The following is an 18,204-nucleotide window of genomic DNA, read 5'->3' on the forward strand; positions in this document are numbered from 1 at the left end:
ATTATTTAAGCGCCGAAAGGTTGTCGACACCCAGTATCTTACGCGAGGTAAAGCCTTCGCCATATTTTACCTGTATAGACTTGCCAAACTCGCGCGCGCGCCCTTCAATCACCTGGTAAAACCCTTCGGACGAAATATAGGTTTGATGTTCTTCCTTCCACTCGGGGTTAAAAAACTGTGAGCCGTAAGCTTTTACACTTTCGATCTTTTTATCCCAGTACTCGGTCACATCAACAATGATATCCGGTTTGATATAATTATCCTGTATAAAATGCAGTACCAGTTTTGGCCTCCACTCTTTCTGCGGGTTACCGTCGAGCTCGGTTTCTATTTTACGCAGGCCCGATAAAAAGGCCGACGCTTCAACCAGCTCGTTCGCACGGCCATGGTCGGGATGCCTGTCATGATAAGCATTGGTGATCACGATATCGGGTTGATATTTGCGGATGGCAGTGATCACTTTCCGTTGGTGCTCTTCATCATTTTTGAAAAAACCATCGGGTAAACCCAGGTTTTCGCGAACTGTCAAACCCAATATTTCGGCGGCGGCGGCAGCTTCCTGCGCACGTATCCCGGCCGAACCGCGGGTACCTAATTCGCCGCGGGTAAGGTCAACAATACCTACTTTTTGTCCTAAGGCCAGGTGTTTCAATATGGTGCCGGCACAACCCAGTTCGGCATCGTCGGGGTGAACGGCTAATACAAGAATATCTAATTTAAGCATATTATACAGCTGTAAGCAGACGCTCTATCCGCTTCTTTATTTTTGATGTTGTGGGTTTGGTAAACGGATAAAAAAAGTCGACCACCTCGCCATTGGCATTAACTAAATATTTATGAAAATTCCAGCGTGGCGGTACGCCTATACGGCCATTCAGTTTCCTGTCGGCCAGAAATTGGTATAGCGGATGTGCGTATGGCCCCCGCACGCGTATTTTGTTAAAAGTAGTAAAATGTACGCCGTAATTGATCTCGCAAAACTCACCGATGGCCGAACCTTCTAATGGCTCCTGCCCGCCAAAATCATTCGAAGGGAATGCCAGTATCTCAAAATCGCGCCCGGCAAACTGATCTCTCAGCAGCTCAAGATCTTTAAGCTGTGGCGTAAAACCACATTCAGATGCTGTATTAACGATCAGTAAAACTTTACCTTTGTAGATAGATAAGTTAATTTTTTCACCGTTCAACTTTTCAACGTCGAACTGATAAATGCTTTTATCGCTCATTTAGTTACGGTGATATTTATATCCTGCATTGTTCAATATCGTCTCAATGTCGTGCTCTTCCTGCGGGTCGTAGGTCTCTTTCAGATTGTGCCCGAACAAGCGCGCCAGCGATTGAAACATAAATGCATTGATACCACCCTTTAACTCTTTTACCAGTTCGTAGCTGGTATCGCCGGTTTCGCGGTTCACCAGTTTGATCAATATCTCACCTTGTGTAATCGTCATGTTTTTAATTTCGTGGTTAAACAGGTCCTTCACTTCTTTCTCACAGGTCTTAACCATCTCTTTTTGTTTTTGTTTATCGTTGGTAGTTGCCAGGTCGCGCTCAAGTTGCCGGTACCGGTTACCTGCAAACATGGCATAAGGCGCCACTTTCAGCACATTATATCTCAACATATTATAATCTGCACGGGCTTTGGCATCTTTAAAAATTCGGGTATCATATATCAATACGTCTTGTAGGGGCAGCCATGGTATGTATTCACCGTCAACAATTGTCATGCCGACCCTTATGGTATCATTTTTGCCTAACTTAGGACGTTGCGGCGTAAGTGTTTGGGCGTTGGCCAGTCCCAAAAAGCAACATAACACAATAAAAAGCCCAATAAATTTCATATTTTTACCTTATACAAAATTAATGCTATTTTTTGTTAAATGTAACCCAACCCGGTAATAATTACTTTGTTACACTCGGATGGCATTTAGCAGATACTTGCAGAAAGCGTGCTGATAATGAAAGAATTAGTGATAGACCTGGAAGCCGAAAAGAACGAGATACTGAAACGGTACCGTGCTCTGCTGCGTGCGTGTAAGCCTACTTTACAGAAGGGTGATAAGCGTATGATACGTAAAGCATTCGATATGGCTTTGGAGAGCCATAAAGATATGCGCCGTAAATCGGGCGAGCCGTACATCTACCATCCTATTGCCGTCGCACAAATAGCGGCCGAGGAGATCGGGCTGGGCACGACCTCGATTGTTTGCGCCTTATTGCACGATGTTGTTGAAGATACCGATGTTTCGCTTGATGATATAGAAAGGGAATTTGGCAAAAAAGTAGCGCGCATTATCGACGGCCTGACCAAGATTTCGGGCGTATTTGATACCAACAGCTCACTGCAGGCCGAGAACTTCCGTAAGATGCTGCTGACCCTTGCCGACGATGTGCGGGTTATCCTCATCAAACTGGCCGACCGCCTGCATAACATGCGTACCATGGAGTTTATGCCGCGCGATAAGCAGCTGAAACTCTCATCCGAAACGGTTTACCTGTATGCGCCTTTGGCACATCGCCTGGGTTTGTATGCCATAAAGTCAGAACTGGAAGACCTCTCGATGAAATACACCGAGCGCGAAACTTACCAGTTCATCAAAAACAAGCTTAACGAAAAAAAGGCCGAACGCGAGCGCTTTATAAGCGATTTCATCGGCCCTATCAAAAACATATTGAAGGAGCAAGGGCTGGATGCCGATGTATTCGGCAGGCCGAAATCTATCCATTCGATATGGAACAAGATGAAGAAAAAGGCTATCCCTTTTGAGGAAGTGTATGACCTTTTTGCCATCCGTATCATTCTGGATAGTACGCCCGATCATGAAAAAGCCGATTGCTGGAAAGCTTATTCCATCGTAACCGACCTTTATCGCCCAAACCCCGACCGCTTGCGCGACTGGATATCATCGCCTAAAGCCAACGGTTACGAATCATTGCACACTACGGTAATGGGCCCGCGCGGGCAATGGGTCGAAGTGCAGATCCGCACCAAACGCATGAACGAGATTGCCGAGAAAGGTTTCGCCGCACACTGGAAATACAAGGAATCATCTACCGACAGCGGCCTCGACCAATGGGTGCAAAAGGTGCGCGATATGCTAAAAAACCCGGATGCCAACGCACTCGACTTTTTGGATGATTTTAAGATGAACCTATTCTCCGACGAGATATTCATCTTTACACCAAAGGGTGCTTTGATACAATTGCCCCTGGATGCAACCGCCCTCGATTTTGCCTTTGAGATACATACCGACGTGGGCGCAAGCTGTATCGGCGCTAAAGTGAACCATAAACTGGTACCGTTGAACTATAAACTGCAAAACGGCGACCAGGTGGAGATCATCACCTCAAGCAAGCAAACTCCTAAAGAAGACTGGCTCAATTTTGTGGTGACGGCTAAAGCCAAAGCCAAGATCAAATCATCGCTCAAAGAAGAGAAACGCAAAGTTGCCGAAGATGGCAAGGAGATATTGGAGCGTAAGCTGAAAACGCTCAAGATCACTTACAACTCCGATAATATTTATAAGCTCACCTATTACTTTAAGCTTACCTCACCGCAGGACTTATTTTACAATGTAGCCAAAGGGCTGATCGATATTAAAGACCTGCGCGAATTTGTAGCATCCGAAAAAACGATCGAAATAAAACCGCAGGATAAGATCGAGGCCGACCAGGTACAAAACCTGCTGCGCAACATCAAAGCTAAAGACAGCGATATACTGCTTATCGGTGAGGATATGCAGAAGATTGATTACAAGCTTGCCAATTGCTGCAACCCTATTCCCGGCGATGATGTTTTCGGGTTTATTACCGTAAGTGATGGCATCAAGATACACCGCACCAACTGCCCCAACGCTACCAAACTGATGTCAAACTACGGTTACCGTATTGTCAAAGCCCGCTGGACCAATCAGCAGGAACTGGCTTTCCTTACCGGCTTGCGCATTACGGGTATCGATGATGTAGGTTTGATCAATAAGCTGACAACGGTTATTTCGAACGACTTTAAGATCAATATCCGCTCTATAACCGTGGATAGCGATAACGGTATATTCGAAGGTTCGATCATGGTGTATGTAAATGATACCAATCACCTGGACGACCTGATCAAAAAACTGAATACCGTGAAAGGCATTACTTCGGTAACCCGTTTTGATTCATTAGAGAAAGCATCGTAGGTACCGAATTCGGGGCTTGCGTTAAGCCTACCAGATCAATCGACATTCTGCCTTTCGCATCAAATAAATTATTAATAACTTTGAACCAGATAATTTTTGATAAATGCCTCAACAGGAAACCATAGCTATGGTTAAAAAAATTTTCGAAGCCTATCTCGAAAATAAATCTCTCAGAAAAACTCCGGAGCGTTTTGCCATACTCGAAGAAATATACTCGCGTACCGACCATTTCGACGTCGAGTCGCTGTATATCCACATGAAAAATAAAAAATACAGGGTTAGCCGCGCCACAGTTTACAATACTTTGGAGTTGCTGGTATCGTGCGACCTGGTAACCAAGCATCAGTTTGGTAAAAACATGGCCCAGTTCGAAAAATCGTACGGGTACAAACAGCATGATCACATCATCTGCATCGATTGCGGTAAGGTAGTCGAGTTTTGCGACCCGCGCATCCAACAGATACAAAGCATGATGGGCGACCTGCTGAAATTCGATATCAGGCACCACTCGTTAAACCTGTATGGCAATTGCGCCAAGTTAAAGGCAGGGGCCTGCGACAGAAGAAATTAAACCTATAAAAATCATTCAATTTTAATTCCGACATAATAACATATAATGGCTGTTGACGTATTATTGGGCCTTCAATGGGGCGACGAAGGTAAAGGTAAAATAGTAGACGTTTTAAGTGCAGGGTACGACCTGATCGCACGTTTCCAGGGGGGGCCGAATGCCGGCCATACTTTGGAGTTCGACGGGAAGAAATTCGTGCTCAATACTATTCCATCGGGCATCTTTTTTAACAATACAATGAACCTTATCGGCAACGGCGTGGTTATCGACCCGATCACTCTGAAACGCGAACTGGATAAGCTGAAAGATGCCGGCCACGACCTGCTGACTAAGAAAAACCTGGTGATCGCCAAAAAAGCGCACCTGATATTGCCGACACACCAATTGCTCGACGCTGCTTCGGAGAAGAAGATGGGCGAAGGCAAGATCGGTTCTACCTTAAAGGGCATAGGCCCGACCTATATGGATAAAACCGGACGGAATGGCCTGCGCATAGGCGATATTTTATCGCCTGAGTTTAAAGGCCAGTACCAAAAGCTGGTTAACAAACATACTTCGATGCTGCAGGCTTTGTATGGCGAAGTGCCTGATTTCGGCGAGCGCGAAGCTGCATTTTTTGAAGCTGTCGATCTGATCAAACAATTCCCGCTGGTTGATTCGGAGCATTATGTAAACGGCTTTATTAAACAAGGCAAAAAAATACTGGCCGAAGGCGCTCAGGGTACCATGCTCGATATCGACTTTGGTTCGTACCCTTTTGTTACTTCGTCGAACACTACTACCGCAGGCGCCTGCACAGGTTTGGGCATTGCACCCCAGCAAATCGGCGATGTGATCGGTATTTTTAAAGCCTATTGCACCCGTGTTGGCGGCGGCCCCTTCCCTACTGAGCTGGAGAACGAAACAGGCGAAGAGCTGCGCCGCATCGGTCATGAATTTGGCGCCACCACCGGTAGGCCACGCCGTACCGGCTGGATCGATCTGCCGGCACTGAAGTATGCGATCATGCTTAATGGTGCTACCCAACTGGTAATGACCAAAGCCGATGTTTTAAGCGGTTTTGATAAGATTTACGCTTGTACCCACTACAAATATAATGGCGAAATCATCGATTATATGCCTTATGATATCTGCAACACTAAGGCAGAACCTGTTTACCAGGAGATTGAAGGCTGGCACGAGGATTTGACAGGGATCACCGCTGTTGACCAGATACCGCAAAAACTGGCTAACTACATCTCTTATCTTGAAAAAGAGTTAGGTGTTCCGGTAAAATACCTGTCGGTTGGGCCTGACAGGGTGCAAACCTTGACATTACATTAAAGACACGTGTCATGCTGAACTTGTTTCAGCACCCCACAGGACAGGTAACAACATGCAATTGCTGAATCTGCCCGAGAGATCCCGAAACAAGTTCGGGATGAGTTAGGAAAATAAAATTAAGGTCGGATAGCCGGCCTTTTTTATTTTTTATAGGTTTGCGTCATGATTCTATACGCCGAAAACGTCGACCCGGAAGCATTTAAACAGCAAGCCCTGCAATGGGCCTCGGGTTTTGAGGTGTCTGGCTGCCTGGACTCGGGGAATTTCGGCGACAAGTACTCAAAATTTAACACTGTTATCGCAGCTGGTGTTCAAACTGAATTGAAGTGTAACGCAGGCAATGCATTTAATTCGTTAGCCGCTTTTCGAGAACAGAATGCTGAATGGCTGTTTGGTTTCCTGACCTACGATCTGAAAAATGAGATCGAAAACCTGTCATCAGCAAACAGTGATCATTTACAGTTTCCGGATCTTTATTTCTTCGCCCCTCAACACCTGATCCTTATTGGAGCAGAGGGTATTGAGATCATTTCGGCAGAAGCTGAAAAAATATTGGAACAGATAGAACGTCAACATACGGCAAACAAGCGAAATATTCCGCACGTCGAGATCAAATCGCGGTTTAATAAGGGCGAGTATATCGACACAATTAAAACTATACAACAACATATCGTTCGCGGCGATATTTACGAAACCAATTTTTGCCAGGAGTTTTATGTCGACGGGGCCTTCATAGATCCTTTGTCGGTATTCAGGTACCTGAACGAGATATCTCCTGCCCCTTTCTCCTGCTTCTTTAAGTTTCACGATCAGTATATTATTTCGGCTTCGCCTGAGCGTTTTATGGCAAAACGGGGTGATCAATTGATATCACAACCGATAAAAGGTACCGCACGGCGCAGTACTGATGTCATCGAAGACGAGCAGTTGAAAAACGGTTTAAAGAACCACCCTAAGGAGCAGCAGGAAAATGTAATGATCGTCGACCTGGTGCGCAATGACCTGACCAAATCGGCAGTACCCGGCACCGTGAAAGTTGAGGAATTGTTCGGCATTTACAGCTTTGAGCAAGTGCATCAAATGATATCGACGGTGAGTTGCATTAAAGACGAGACGATATCGGATGTAGAAGCCATTCGCAATACATTTCCTATGGGCAGCATGACGGGCGCACCAAAGGTTAGCGCTATGCAGCTGATGGAAAAGTACGAGCGCACCAAACGCGGGGTTTATTCGGGCGCGGTTGGTTATTTCGACCCGGATGGAGATTTTGATTTCAACGTGGTTATCCGCACCATTTTGTATAACGCGGCCAATCAGTACCTGTCGTTCCAGGTGGGCAGTGCCATCACCCACAATGCCGACCCCGAAAAGGAATATGAGGAATGCCTGCTGAAAGCGAAGGCTATTTTACAGGTTTTAGGTCAGCAATAGCATTGCTATTTAGAGGCCAGATGTAAATGGGTAAAATGATTTTCTCTCCCCTAAAAACTTTATTGAATTATCATTAAGATAAGTATCCATTATATTCATATCTTTCAGGTTAGCTGGATGTAACTCTCTAAGTTTACCATCTAAAGTTTTTATTACTCTACCGTAAGTCGCTTTTTTAGCATTGTAAAAGCAATTATAATAACCTTCTATTTCACTATTTTCAATCGTCTTTCTTGAAAAAAATCTAATGAACGTTATATGTTGCGAAGCGTTATCTAATTCTATCTTTATTACTCCTCCTAAACCAATTAGTATGACTAAACCCATTAAAGACAAGATAATGCACACGAGATAAGGTATCCAGATATCATCTGTATTTTCTGTTGTCATGGCTTCTTTGAAAAATAAAATTGCAAATACAAAGCAACCCAATACAGTGAATCGTAATAGTATTTTCGTGTAGTTTGTTGAAATTGTTATCATTTATCCAATTGCATTTAACAGTAAATCTAATTAATTGTACTACGGATTTAAGCAACGATTTTACCAGCTATCCGCACAACCACCGGGGAGCCATCGGCAAAAAAGGCCGAATAAGGTTCAACACTTAAATAAGGCACAAACTCTTCGCCATAAAAATGAGCAATATCGGCATCGAAAACCGGGTTAGTTACTTCGCGTACATTCCAGCTGATATGTTCAACAGCATACTCTAAAGTTATTGTGCCGTTGAGTGCGTTGTAGCCCCAATAATGCTCAAAAATGAACTCCTCAGCACTGCCTGGCTGGATAGGACTTATTTCTTTACCGATTGTGGCGCCTAATTTATTCCAGCGTCCTTTTGATTTCCACTCGTACACGTACTCATCGTGGTGCTGATCAGTCTCCGTAACGGAATGCCGCATCGGCATGGCACGGTAGTGCTCATTATACAGCGTATTCGCCATCAGGCTGATGGCAATTTTGGGCACTATTTCGCTGATGAATACGGCGCCGCGCTTCCATTCCTTCCCGTCAAAATGCCTTACGTAGAAACGTAGGTTAACTTCTTCAAAATTGATATGGAACGGCCACCTCACGCCCAAAACGCGGGTATTGTTAAACATAAAACCTACCATGCTTACCAGGGCCTTTCCTTGCCATAAATCCAGTTCGGTTGCCGGTGGTAAATGAGGTTTAAGCAGTTCCGGATCAACCTCATAGTTTAACATCAGCAGGTTGTTCCATTCGGCAGTTAAAAACTTGGGGTTAGGCATAGGGCAAATATATCCATAACAAAAAGGCGGATTATTTAAGGCTTGTAATATTTCATAGCCTCAGGTATACGTGCCCGGATATCCGCTATTCGTTGTGCGTCAGACGGATGATCGCTCAAAAAGGCCGGCATGGAGTTTCCCTGATTTTGTTTCATCATACGTTGCCAAAAGCTTAAGGCTTCATTGGGGTCGTACCCTGCCATAGCCATAAAGGTTAAGCCCAGGCGGTCGGCTTCCGACTCCTGATTGCGCGAATATCCTAACAATACCAACGGTGTGCCTATACCATATAATTGATTGATAACCGAACTTGAGTTGTTATTTGCCCCGGAACCAAGTAAACCGCCAACACTTTGCGCAACCATTTGCTGCGATATCCTCTCGGCGGCATGATGTGCAATTGCATGGCCTATCTCGTGTGCCAAAACAGTTGCCAAACCGGCGTCGGTTTGCGTAACAGGCAAAATACCCGAGTAGACTGCAACCTTGCCCCCCGGCATGCACCAGGCGTTTACTTCTTTACTTTGTATCAGGTTAAACTCCCATTGAAAGTTGTACTGATTGCCATAGCCATTGTCTTTTAAATATCTTTCGATAGCTGTTGACAAGCGAAAGCCGATGTTTTTAACACGCTGGGCATCATTACCATTTCTGATCACGGTGGTCTTTGGATCTGATAATAACTGGGTATAGCTTTGAGCAGCAGACTGGTTAACCTCTGCATCGCTCACAGCATTAAATTGCTTGCGGCCGGTTAAAGGAACTGTGGCACACGAAAACAAAACAGCTGAAAACCCAGCTGTTAAAAGTATGTTTTTTAAATTCATGTTAAGCGGTTTTGCGTTTAAACAGATTTACCTTCGATTCTTTTCCGTTCAATAATCGTTCCACGTTCTTTTGATGAGTAACCAGTATGAGGACACAAATACACATCCCGTAAATAATGACTGACTTGTTATGCAGCGGGAAGATAAACGTAACGCCGATGAGGTAAGTAAAACTGGCGACGATGGAGCTGAGGGATACATACCGCGTAATAATCAGTACGGTGATAAACACCAGCACGCAGAGCAAGGCTGCAGGTAAGTGTACAGCTAAGATCATCCCAAAAAGGGTTGCTACACCTTTACCGCCCCTAAAACCTGCAAATATCGGGAACAGGTGGCCCATTACTGCGGTAATGCCCAATGCAAGCTGGTAATTGGTAAAATCGACAGAATGAGATGACCCTGTTGTGGATACGCCTATGAAATAAGCCAGGTTGGTTGCTCCCCAGCCTTTTAAAATATCGATCAGCATTACCGGGATACCAGCCTTTTTGCCCAGTACCCTGAAAGTGTTGGTGGCACCGGCATTACCGCTGCCATATTCGCGGACATCGACCCCGTAAAAAGCCTGTCCAATCCATACAGCCGTGGGTATCGATCCGAATAAGTAGGCCAGTATGAGTGCTGAAATCGAGTATATAGAAATCATCCCAGTACAATAATACTAATTTGACTTGGTACTATTTAATATTTTTAATCGTTTACAGCTTTCAGGCTCAGGTCGAGGCTTTTACCCGAGTGCGTTAGTGCGGCGCCTATCGAAATATAATCCACGCCGCATTCGGCATAGCTGCGCACATTCCCGGTAGTGATACCTCCCGAGGCTTCGGTTACATAACGGCCGTCAATAGTCTCCACCGCTTTTCTCAAATCAACAAGCGAAAAATTATCCATCATAATCCGCTGAACCCCGCCTGTCTGTAAAACTTCGTCGAGCTCCTGCAAATTGCGTACCTCAATTTCTATATCGAGTGTTTTATTGTTCTGGGCAAGATAGTTTTTAGCGTTGCGGATAGCGTTGGCGATGCCGCCTGAGTAATCGACGTGGTTATCCTTGATCAGGATCATATCGTACAAACCAAAACGGTTATTAACTCCTCCGCCTATTTTAACGGCCCATTTTTCAAAGTACCTAAAGCCAGGTGTGGTTTTACGGGTATCTAATATTTTGGTACCGGTACCTTTAATTGATTCAACAATAGCGTTTGTTTGGGTGGCTATAGCCGACATGCGCTGCATGCAGTTGAGCACCAAACGTTCGGCTTTTAAAATGCTGTGGCTGCTGCCCGATACATTAAGCACAATATCGCCAACCGAAATAGCTGCGCCGTCTTTCAAAAAAACTTCGGTTTTAAGAGCAGGGTCAACGGTGTTGAATATCTCCAACGCTACTTCAACGCCAGCCAGTATGCCGGCCTCTTTTACCAGTAATTTGGCTTTGCCCTGGGTATTTGCAGGTATAGTTGCCAGCGAGGTATGGTCGCCATCACCTACATCTTCAGCAAGGCTTTTCACAATAAAATCGTGGACGAGTGTTTTATCCATTGTGTGTTATTAAGCCGCAAAATTAAAAAATACTTTCAGCTATTTAGCCTTTTCTTCTTCGATGCGAAGTTCGGTAACTTCAAAGTTGCCGTTGCTGCTGCGTAAGGAGACAGAGGTGCGGTAATTACCGTTTTTGGTAACAAGGGTACAAACGGCAAATCTCATTGCTGGGTTCGAATCAACCTGGTGGATAATCCTGATACCCGAAACCTGGTTTTTTGAAAAAAATCCACTCAGTATGGTTTCGGCCTGCTCGCGCGAATACACACCTTCTTCGGAAAGGATGGTCAGTTCGACATTCGGGGCAAAGGTTTTAACCAATTCTTTTACATTGCCCTGCCTGATGAGGCCCGCAGTTTTTTCGACCGGGTCGGCTTTTTGGTAAAATGTAAAAAATGAAAAAACAAATGTAAACAGAAGTAATTTCATATTAATTGTGGATGTTTCCTTTTAGGTAAATGTTTGGGTTAAAAAACTTTACTTATATACTATTGCCCTTTAACCACATAAATATAACAAAAAGTTAACATATCGCCCTATATTTGCACCGTGGAAAATAAAAATAAAAAAGTAGCCTTAATTATTCTGGACGGCTGGGGATACGGCCGTAATGATAAATCTAATGCCATACTGGCGGCCCAAACTCCTTTCTTTGATTCGATGCTGGCTAAGTATCCTAACTCAAAGCTGGAAGCTTCGGGCATGTCGGTTGGTTTGCCCCCGGGCCAGATGGGTAACTCCGAAGTAGGGCACATGAACTTAGGCGCCGGCCGCGTGGTTTACCAGGAACTGGGCCGCATACACAAAGCTGTCGATGATCGTGAATTGGATGAAAACGCTGTGATCAAAGATGCTTTTGACTATGCCAAACAAAATAATAAGGATGTGCACTTCATCGGTTTGGTATCTGATGGCGGTGTGCACTCGCACATCAAACACTTAAAAGGTTTATGCGATGTTGCCGATCGTTTTGGCCTGCCGCATGTATATATCCACGCATTTTTAGATGGCCGCGATACCGACCCTAACGGCGGCCTGGGTTATGTAACCGACCTGGAAAATTACATCAGCAAAAAACAGAATATCCAGGTAGCATCGGCAGTTGGCCGTTACTACGCTATGGACAGGGATAACCGCTGGGAACGCGTGCGCAAAGCGTACGACCTGATGGTGCACGGAGAAGGGAAACAAACCCACAGCATTCAACAGGCAATCTCTGAATCGTATGCTGAAGGTGTTACCGATGAATTTGTTTTGCCGATTGTTAAAACCGGCACCGACGGTAAACCAGTTGCCGTGATTAAAAACGGTGATGTGGTGATCTGCTTTAACTTCCGTACCGACCGTGGCCGCGAAATCACCATCGCGCTTACTCAAAAGCCTTTTCACGAGCAGAACATGGTGCCACTCGACCTGCACTATATCACCTTGACCACTTACGACGAAACCTTTAAAAACGTTAAAGTGGTGTTCACTAAGGACGACCTGGTGAATACCCTTGGCGAAATACTGCAAAATGCCGGCAAGACCCAGATACGCATAGCCGAGACCGAGAAATATCCGCACGTTACTTTCTTCTTCTCGGGTGGCCGCGAAAAGGAATTTGAGAACGAAAAACGCATCCTTATCCCTTCGCCTAAAGTTGCCACTTACGACCTGCAACCCGAAATGAGTGCACAGGGTATAACCGATGCCATCCTCCCTGAACTAAAAAGCGGCTGGGCCGATTTTATCTGCCTCAACTTTGCCAATACCGATATGGTTGGCCATACCGGCGTATTCAGTGCGGTTGTGAAGGCTGCCGAAACAGCCGATAAATGTACACAGGCTGTTGTTGAAACCGGTATCGCCAACGGATATTCGTTCATAATTATTGCCGACCATGGTAATGCCGAATTTATGATCAATGATGATGGCACCCCCAATACCGCACATACCACTAACCTGGTGCCTTGTATCCTGATAGATAATGATTATCACGAAATAAAAGACGGCAAGCTTGGCGACATCGCCCCTACCATCCTTAAAATGTTAGGTGTAGCTATTCCAAAAGAGATGAGCGATAATGCATTGGTGTAAAGCATCGCGCTATAACCTCATCGGTTTGTTTACGTTACTACTTGCAGCGTATGGCTGTAAACCTGATGTTAAACAAAGCAACGGCACTTTAAAATACTTCGATCTTTCGGGGTATTTTAAAGCCGAAGCAGCCCGCTTGAGCAAAAAAGCCAAACCTGTTGTAAAAACTGTCAGCTATAACGGGCAAGCCGAAACCAAGAATATCCTTATCAGAAACTGGCCGCGGGAGCTCGACCTGTTCAGCAGTTCGGATATCAACAAAGCCGCCTGGAAAGATAGTTATAACATCGCAAAAGCGGGCGACTCGGTAGTTTACACAGCTATTGATACTAACCTGCACACCCGCAAGATGGTGATCAGGTTTAGCCGTGGTCGGTTAAGCGGCGTGGCGATAACCAATTTCACCAAAAACATGCTCTACCAAACCGGCGAAAAATTGATCTATTATCCCGATTCGCTTTACTATATCGAAAAGCATCAGCATGTGAAACTACTGGGCGCCAACAATTACCAGATAAGCGGTAAGTTTTAATAATTATTTACCGGCTATAGCTGTAGCGGCAATAAGCTGCTGCCTGGAGATATCCAGCAAAGCCGCGATATCTTTACGATCGGGGTTTTCGTTCAGCACTTTCTCCAGATCGGCTACCGAAGCCCTTAAGGATTTAACGCCCCTGTCCTTATCATAAAACTTCGAGGTTTTTTGCAGTTTGAACAAACCATAATCGCGGTAGAAGATACCACGGTTCTGGTAAAACTTCATGTCAGACGGATTGATCGAAATAGCATTGGTAAGGTCGATAATCGCACCTAACAAACATTTTTCCTTATCGGCGGGCTGCGCAGCAGGATCGCGCGCCAGGAAACTTTTTGCCAGGGCCCTGAAATAGTAAGCCGATTCGTCGGTTGGTTTGAGTTCGAGCAAACGATTATAGGTAGTGATGGATTTTTTGTAGTTCTGATCGTGGTAGTAGGAATAGCCCAGCATCCATAAGGCGTTGGCGTTAGTCGAATCGACCACACAGGCTTTCTCCAAATGATTGACGGCGGTTTTAAAATCCCCGTTCATCAATGCCTGTTGCCCCATTTTAATATAAGCGCTTTGTCCCAGTACAGTTTCGACCGAGGAAATGATCAGAAAGGACAGAATAACCGAAAATTTCATTTGGAGGGGAATCCATTAAACTAACCGCCAACAACAAACACGTATTAATAACTCAATTGTAACTGTTTTATTATTGATGAGTCTGAATCATTAGCATAAAGTTATCAACAGTTACCCAAAAAATGCACGCCAAAATAGTTTTTTACTTTGATGGAATATATTCCGAACTTTGTAAACTGATCTGTTCAAATTGTACTTGAAAAATTATTTTTTACGGATAATAACAAGCTTGGCATAGCTCTTGAAATATACTTATGCTACCGGTTTACCCGGTACCAATACCCGGTTCGTTATACAACGGGCTGACAATTTGACGTTATTACATACATAGATACTACTCCATGAGTTTTGATTCATTTGATTTTAAAAGTGCATTACCCATTATAAACGAAGATTCGGAGTTTTTCCCCCTCATGTCATCCGAAGATGAGGAGGAAATGAACAATGAAGAGCTACCTGAAGTTTTGTCAATATTACCGCTGCGCAACACGGTTTTGTTCCCCGGTGTGGTCATACCTATTACCGTTGGCCGTGATAAATCCATCAAATTAATACGCGATGCCAACAAAGGCAACCGCATGATTGGGGTAGTTGCGCAACAGGATGTGGGGATTGAAGACCCTACTTTTAACCAGCTTAACCAGGTTGGCACCATAGCCCTCATCATCAAAATGCTGCAAATGCCCGATGGAAATACCACTGTCATCCTACAGGGCAAAAAGCGTTTTATGCTCAAAGATGAGGTGCAAAGCGAGCCTTATATCAAAGCTACGATACAACCTTTCCAGGAAGTTAAACTGAAAGAAGATAAAGAGTTCAGGGCTATGGTATCCTCCATCAAGGATATGGCCATGAACATCATCCAGCTCTCGCCGAATATCCCAAGCGAAGCAGGCATAGCTATCCGGAATATCGAGAGCACCTCGTTCCTCATCAACTTTATATCGAGCAACATGAACGCCGATATGGCTGCCAAACAGCACCTGCTCGAAATGAACAACCTGCGCGAGCGTGCCCGTAATGTACTGGAACACCTCACTGTGGAAATACAGATGCTGGAGCTGAAGAACCAGATACAAACCAAGGTGCGCACCGACCTGGACAAGCAGCAGCGCGACTATTTTCTGAATCAGCAGCTCAAAACCATACAGGAAGAACTGGGCGGCAATACGCCCGACCTCGAGATCGAGAACCTGCGTAACCGCGCCGCTAAAAAGAAATGGGGCAAAGAGGTTGGCGAGCACTTTAAAAAAGAACTTGAGAAACTTACACGTACCAACCCTGCAGCAGCAGATTATTCGGTACAGATCAATTATTTAGAGTTATTGCTCGATCTGCCCTGGAACGAGTTCACCAAAGATAACTTCGACCTGAAACGTGCCCAAAAAATTCTGGATAAAGATCATTTTGGTTTAGATAAGGTTAAGCAACGCATTATAGAATACCTGGCCGTGCTTAAATTAAAGCATAATATGAAGGCCCCTATCCTGTGCCTGGTTGGCCCTCCGGGTGTAGGTAAAACTTCACTGGGCAAATCTATCGCCAAAGCTTTGGGCCGTAAATATGTGCGTATGGCTTTAGGCGGCATACGCGATGAGGCCGAGATACGCGGGCACCGCAAAACATATATAGGCGCAATGCCGGGCCGGGTGATCACTTCGCTTAAAAAAGCAGGCGCGGCCAACCCCGTATTTATTTTAGATGAGATAGATAAAGTAGGCAGCGATTTCCGCGGCGACCCGTCGTCGGCGTTGTTAGAGGTGCTCGACCCTGAACAGAACGGTACTTTTTATGATAATTATGTAGAGATGGATTTCGACCTGTCGAACGTGATGTTCATCGCTACAGCAAACTCGTTAAGCACCATTCAGCCTGCTTTGTTAGACAGGATGGAGATCATCGAGGTTAATGGCTATACCATCGAAGAAAAAGTGGAGATAGCCAAACAACACCTGGTGCCTAAGCAGCGCGAAGCACACGGCTTAAAAACCAGGGATGTTACTTTTAAAAATAACGTGCTCGAGAAAGTGGTTGAGGATTATACCCGCGAATCGGGCGTACGCGCTTTGGAGAAGAAGATCGGTTCGCTGATCCGTGGCATTGCCAAAAACATCGCCATGGAAGAGGAATATAATAATGCCGTAACCAAGGAAGATGTTGAACGCATCTTGGGTGCGCCTATTTTCGATAAGGATCAATACGAAAACAATGATGTTGCGGGTGTAGTTACCGGCCTGGCCTGGACACAGGTAGGCGGCGACATCCTGTTCATCGAAGCCAGTTTGAGCCCGGGAAAAGGTAAGCTTACCCTAACCGGCAGCCTGGGCGACGTAATGAAGGAATCGGCTGTGATTGCGTTAGCGTATTTACGCTCGCATGCTGCACAATTTGATATCGACCAAAGATTATTCGATCAGTGGGACGTACATATTCACGTACCGGCAGGCGCAACTCCAAAGGACGGCCCGTCGGCAGGCGTAACCATGCTTACCGCCCTTACATCGGCATTTACGCAGCGCAAGGTTAAACCTCACCTGGCAATGACGGGCGAGATCACCCTGCGCGGCAAAGTACTGCCTGTTGGCGGCATCAAAGAAAAAATACTGGCTGCCAAGCGTGCCAATATCACGGAAGTTATCCTGTGCAAATCAAACCAAAAGGACATCAACGAGATAAAAGGCGATTATATTAAGGATATGCAGTTTCATTATGTAACCGATATGCAGCAGGTAATCGATTTGGCCTTATTGACACAAAAGGTTAAAAACCCGCTTGACCTGACGATAAAAGAAGATCTGAAACCTGTTTTAAATTAAGATAAGTGAAAGCCGGAATAATCGTCCGGCTTTTTTATTTTTGCCCGATTGATTATAACCTGTTGATGAAATTCTATTTTCTTTTTCTTCTTTCGCTTTTGCCGGGCCTGGTGTCTTTTGCGCAAACGAGGTCTTACAAAAACGAAATCGGCTTTCAAACGGATAACGATGGCTTTTTAGGTCAGGGGCAGGACAGGTATTACACCGCAGGCAATTTTTTGCATTTCAATCACGCGTTAAACTTTACCGACACCAATCGCCTGGCCAACAAAGTTTTGGGTTTTGAGCTTGGCCAGAAAATTTATACACCGCAATCCGGACTTATACTCGATCCGCATTTTATCGATCGCCCTTTTGCAGGGTATCTGTATGCAGGCTCATCATTGAACCTGCTTTACAAAAACGAAAGTAACCTGCGATTTGAAGGTCAGCTGGGCTTTGTGGGCCCCCATGCTTACGGCAAAGAAACCCAGGACCTGATCCACAAAACCTTCGGTTTTTACACCCCCGATGGCTGGGAATACCAGATACAGAACGACTTCGAGATCAACCTGTCGGCACAGTACAACAGCCTGCTTTTCCGCATTGATCAGTTTGATATGAGCTTTAGCAGTTATGCCGATTTAGGCACTGGCTTTACAGGCGCCGGATTGGGTGGTATGCTCCGGCTGGGCACAACCGGCCCTTTATATAGCTCTGTCAGCACCGGGAGCACTGTATCCGCTTCGGGTAAACCAGCCGGGCAGGAGCTGTTTATCTATTACAAACCGTTACTCAATTTTGTGGCTTATGATGCCACCATCCAGGGTAGTATGTTTGCAGGCACCCCGGCCCCAAACGAGATTGTCAGCACGATAAAACCTGTAGTGTTCAGCCAGCAGATAGGCGGCGACCTGGTAATGGGGCATTGGGTGATCGATGCATCGGTTATATTTCAAAGCCATACCACAAAACAAATGATCAAAACCGAACAATGGGGCTCAATTAGTGTGCTTTACAGGTTCAATTAA

At 45.2% G+C, this 18,204-nt stretch carries 18 protein-coding genes; 8 read left to right on the forward strand and 10 right to left on the reverse strand.

Going from position 1 to position 18,204, the window contains the following annotated elements; genetic code table 11:
• Nucleotide 1: 1 nt before the first annotated feature.
• Genes bshB1 through BEL04_RS15060 form a run of 3 tightly spaced genes read right to left on the reverse strand, consistent with a single transcriptional unit; the run spans nt 2 to nt 1,841 of the window.
• On the reverse strand, nt 2-724 hold the full coding sequence (gene bshB1, locus BEL04_RS15050; protein WP_066005491.1) for a bacillithiol biosynthesis deacetylase BshB1: 723 nt from the start codon (nt 722-724) through the stop codon (nt 2-4).
• Between the two features lies 1 nt (nt 725).
• Nucleotides 726-1,226: a glutathione peroxidase gene (locus BEL04_RS15055; protein ID WP_066005494.1), complete on the reverse strand. Its 501-nt coding sequence runs from the start codon at nt 1,224-1,226 to the stop codon at nt 726-728.
• Nucleotides 1,227-1,841: a DUF4294 domain-containing protein gene (locus BEL04_RS15060; RefSeq protein WP_066005496.1), complete on the reverse strand. Its 615-nt coding sequence runs from the start codon at nt 1,839-1,841 to the stop codon at nt 1,227-1,229. It lies immediately after the preceding gene.
• Between the two features lie 117 nt (nt 1,842-1,958).
• Between BEL04_RS15060 and BEL04_RS15065 the strand changes: the two genes are divergently transcribed.
• From BEL04_RS15065 to BEL04_RS15080, 4 genes are all read left to right on the forward strand, one after another.
• Nucleotides 1,959-4,178 (forward strand): bifunctional (p)ppGpp synthetase/guanosine-3',5'-bis(diphosphate) 3'-pyrophosphohydrolase, encoded by a 2,220-nt coding sequence (locus BEL04_RS15065; RefSeq protein WP_066005499.1) that lies wholly within the window; start codon nt 1,959-1,961, stop codon nt 4,176-4,178.
• A 103-nt stretch (nt 4,179-4,281) separates the two neighbouring features.
• Nucleotides 4,282-4,749 carry a Fur family transcriptional regulator gene (locus BEL04_RS15070; RefSeq protein WP_066005504.1) on the forward strand — a complete coding sequence of 156 codons (468 nt, stop codon included), beginning with the start codon at nt 4,282-4,284 and terminating at the stop codon, nt 4,747-4,749.
• A 45-nt stretch (nt 4,750-4,794) separates the two neighbouring features.
• Nucleotides 4,795-6,072 carry an adenylosuccinate synthase gene (locus tag BEL04_RS15075; RefSeq protein WP_066005507.1) on the forward strand — a complete coding sequence of 426 codons (1,278 nt, stop codon included), beginning with the start codon at nt 4,795-4,797 and terminating at the stop codon, nt 6,070-6,072.
• Between the two features lie 162 nt (nt 6,073-6,234).
• Entirely contained in the window at nt 6,235-7,506 is a 1,272-nt protein-coding gene (locus BEL04_RS15080; RefSeq protein ID WP_066005509.1) for an anthranilate synthase component I family protein, read from the forward strand.
• A 9-nt stretch (nt 7,507-7,515) separates the two neighbouring features.
• Here BEL04_RS15080 and BEL04_RS15085 read toward each other — a convergent pair whose 3' ends face one another.
• The 6 genes from BEL04_RS15085 to BEL04_RS15110 all read right to left on the reverse strand — a co-directional run bounded on the left by BEL04_RS15085 (nt 7,516) and on the right by BEL04_RS15110 (nt 11,563).
• A complete protein-coding gene (locus tag BEL04_RS15085; RefSeq protein ID WP_175404090.1) occupies nt 7,516-7,896 on the reverse strand; it encodes a hypothetical protein in 381 nt (126 codons plus the stop codon).
• Nucleotides 7,897-8,036: 140 nt separating this feature from the next.
• Nucleotides 8,037-8,762, reverse strand: coding sequence for a YqjF family protein (locus BEL04_RS15090; protein WP_066005514.1), 726 nt, complete (start codon nt 8,760-8,762; stop codon nt 8,037-8,039).
• A 35-nt stretch (nt 8,763-8,797) separates the two neighbouring features.
• The gene (locus tag BEL04_RS15095; RefSeq protein ID WP_066005516.1) at nt 8,798-9,589 is read right to left on the reverse strand and encodes a M48 family metallopeptidase; all 792 of its coding nucleotides are present in this window, start codon (nt 9,587-9,589) and stop codon (nt 8,798-8,800) included.
• A 1-nt stretch (nt 9,590) separates the two neighbouring features.
• A complete protein-coding gene (gene plsY, locus BEL04_RS15100; protein WP_066005519.1) occupies nt 9,591-10,238 on the reverse strand; it encodes a glycerol-3-phosphate 1-O-acyltransferase PlsY in 648 nt (215 codons plus the stop codon).
• Between the two features lie 44 nt (nt 10,239-10,282).
• Entirely contained in the window at nt 10,283-11,134 is an 852-nt protein-coding gene (nadC, locus tag BEL04_RS15105; RefSeq protein ID WP_066005521.1) for a carboxylating nicotinate-nucleotide diphosphorylase, read from the reverse strand.
• A gap of 39 nt (nt 11,135-11,173) precedes the next feature.
• Entirely contained in the window at nt 11,174-11,563 is a 390-nt protein-coding gene (locus tag BEL04_RS15110) for a DUF4783 domain-containing protein (RefSeq protein WP_066005523.1), read from the reverse strand.
• A gap of 120 nt (nt 11,564-11,683) precedes the next feature.
• Between BEL04_RS15110 and gpmI the strand changes: the two genes are divergently transcribed.
• Both gpmI and BEL04_RS15120 read left to right on the forward strand, forming a co-directional pair.
• The gene (gene gpmI, locus BEL04_RS15115; protein ID WP_066005524.1) at nt 11,684-13,213 is read left to right on the forward strand and encodes a 2,3-bisphosphoglycerate-independent phosphoglycerate mutase; all 1,530 of its coding nucleotides are present in this window, start codon (nt 11,684-11,686) and stop codon (nt 13,211-13,213) included.
• Complete coding sequence (locus tag BEL04_RS15120; protein ID WP_066005525.1) at nt 13,200-13,745, forward strand: hypothetical protein; 546 nt, start codon at nt 13,200-13,202, stop codon at nt 13,743-13,745. The genes gpmI and BEL04_RS15120 overlap by 14 nt, the downstream gene beginning before the upstream one ends.
• A 3-nt stretch (nt 13,746-13,748) precedes the next feature.
• Here the strand turns inward: BEL04_RS15120 and BEL04_RS15125 are convergent, their stop codons facing one another.
• Nucleotides 13,749-14,378, reverse strand: coding sequence for a tetratricopeptide repeat protein (locus tag BEL04_RS15125; RefSeq protein ID WP_066005527.1), 630 nt, complete (start codon nt 14,376-14,378; stop codon nt 13,749-13,751).
• A gap of 341 nt (nt 14,379-14,719) precedes the next feature.
• Here BEL04_RS15125 and lon point away from each other — a divergent pair, with 341 nt between their 5' ends.
• Together lon and BEL04_RS15135 are read left to right on the forward strand one after the other, a co-directional pair.
• Nucleotides 14,720-17,194 (forward strand): endopeptidase La, encoded by a 2,475-nt coding sequence (gene lon, locus BEL04_RS15130; RefSeq protein ID WP_066005529.1) that lies wholly within the window; start codon nt 14,720-14,722, stop codon nt 17,192-17,194.
• A gap of 65 nt (nt 17,195-17,259) precedes the next feature.
• Nucleotides 17,260-18,204: a lipid A deacylase LpxR family protein gene (locus BEL04_RS15135; RefSeq protein ID WP_066005532.1), complete on the forward strand. Its 945-nt coding sequence runs from the start codon at nt 17,260-17,262 to the stop codon at nt 18,202-18,204.

Origin of the sequence: Mucilaginibacter sp. PPCGB 2223 (genome assembly GCF_001705515.1) — a bacterium.
Classification (GTDB): Bacteria; Bacteroidota; Bacteroidia; order Sphingobacteriales; family Sphingobacteriaceae; genus Mucilaginibacter.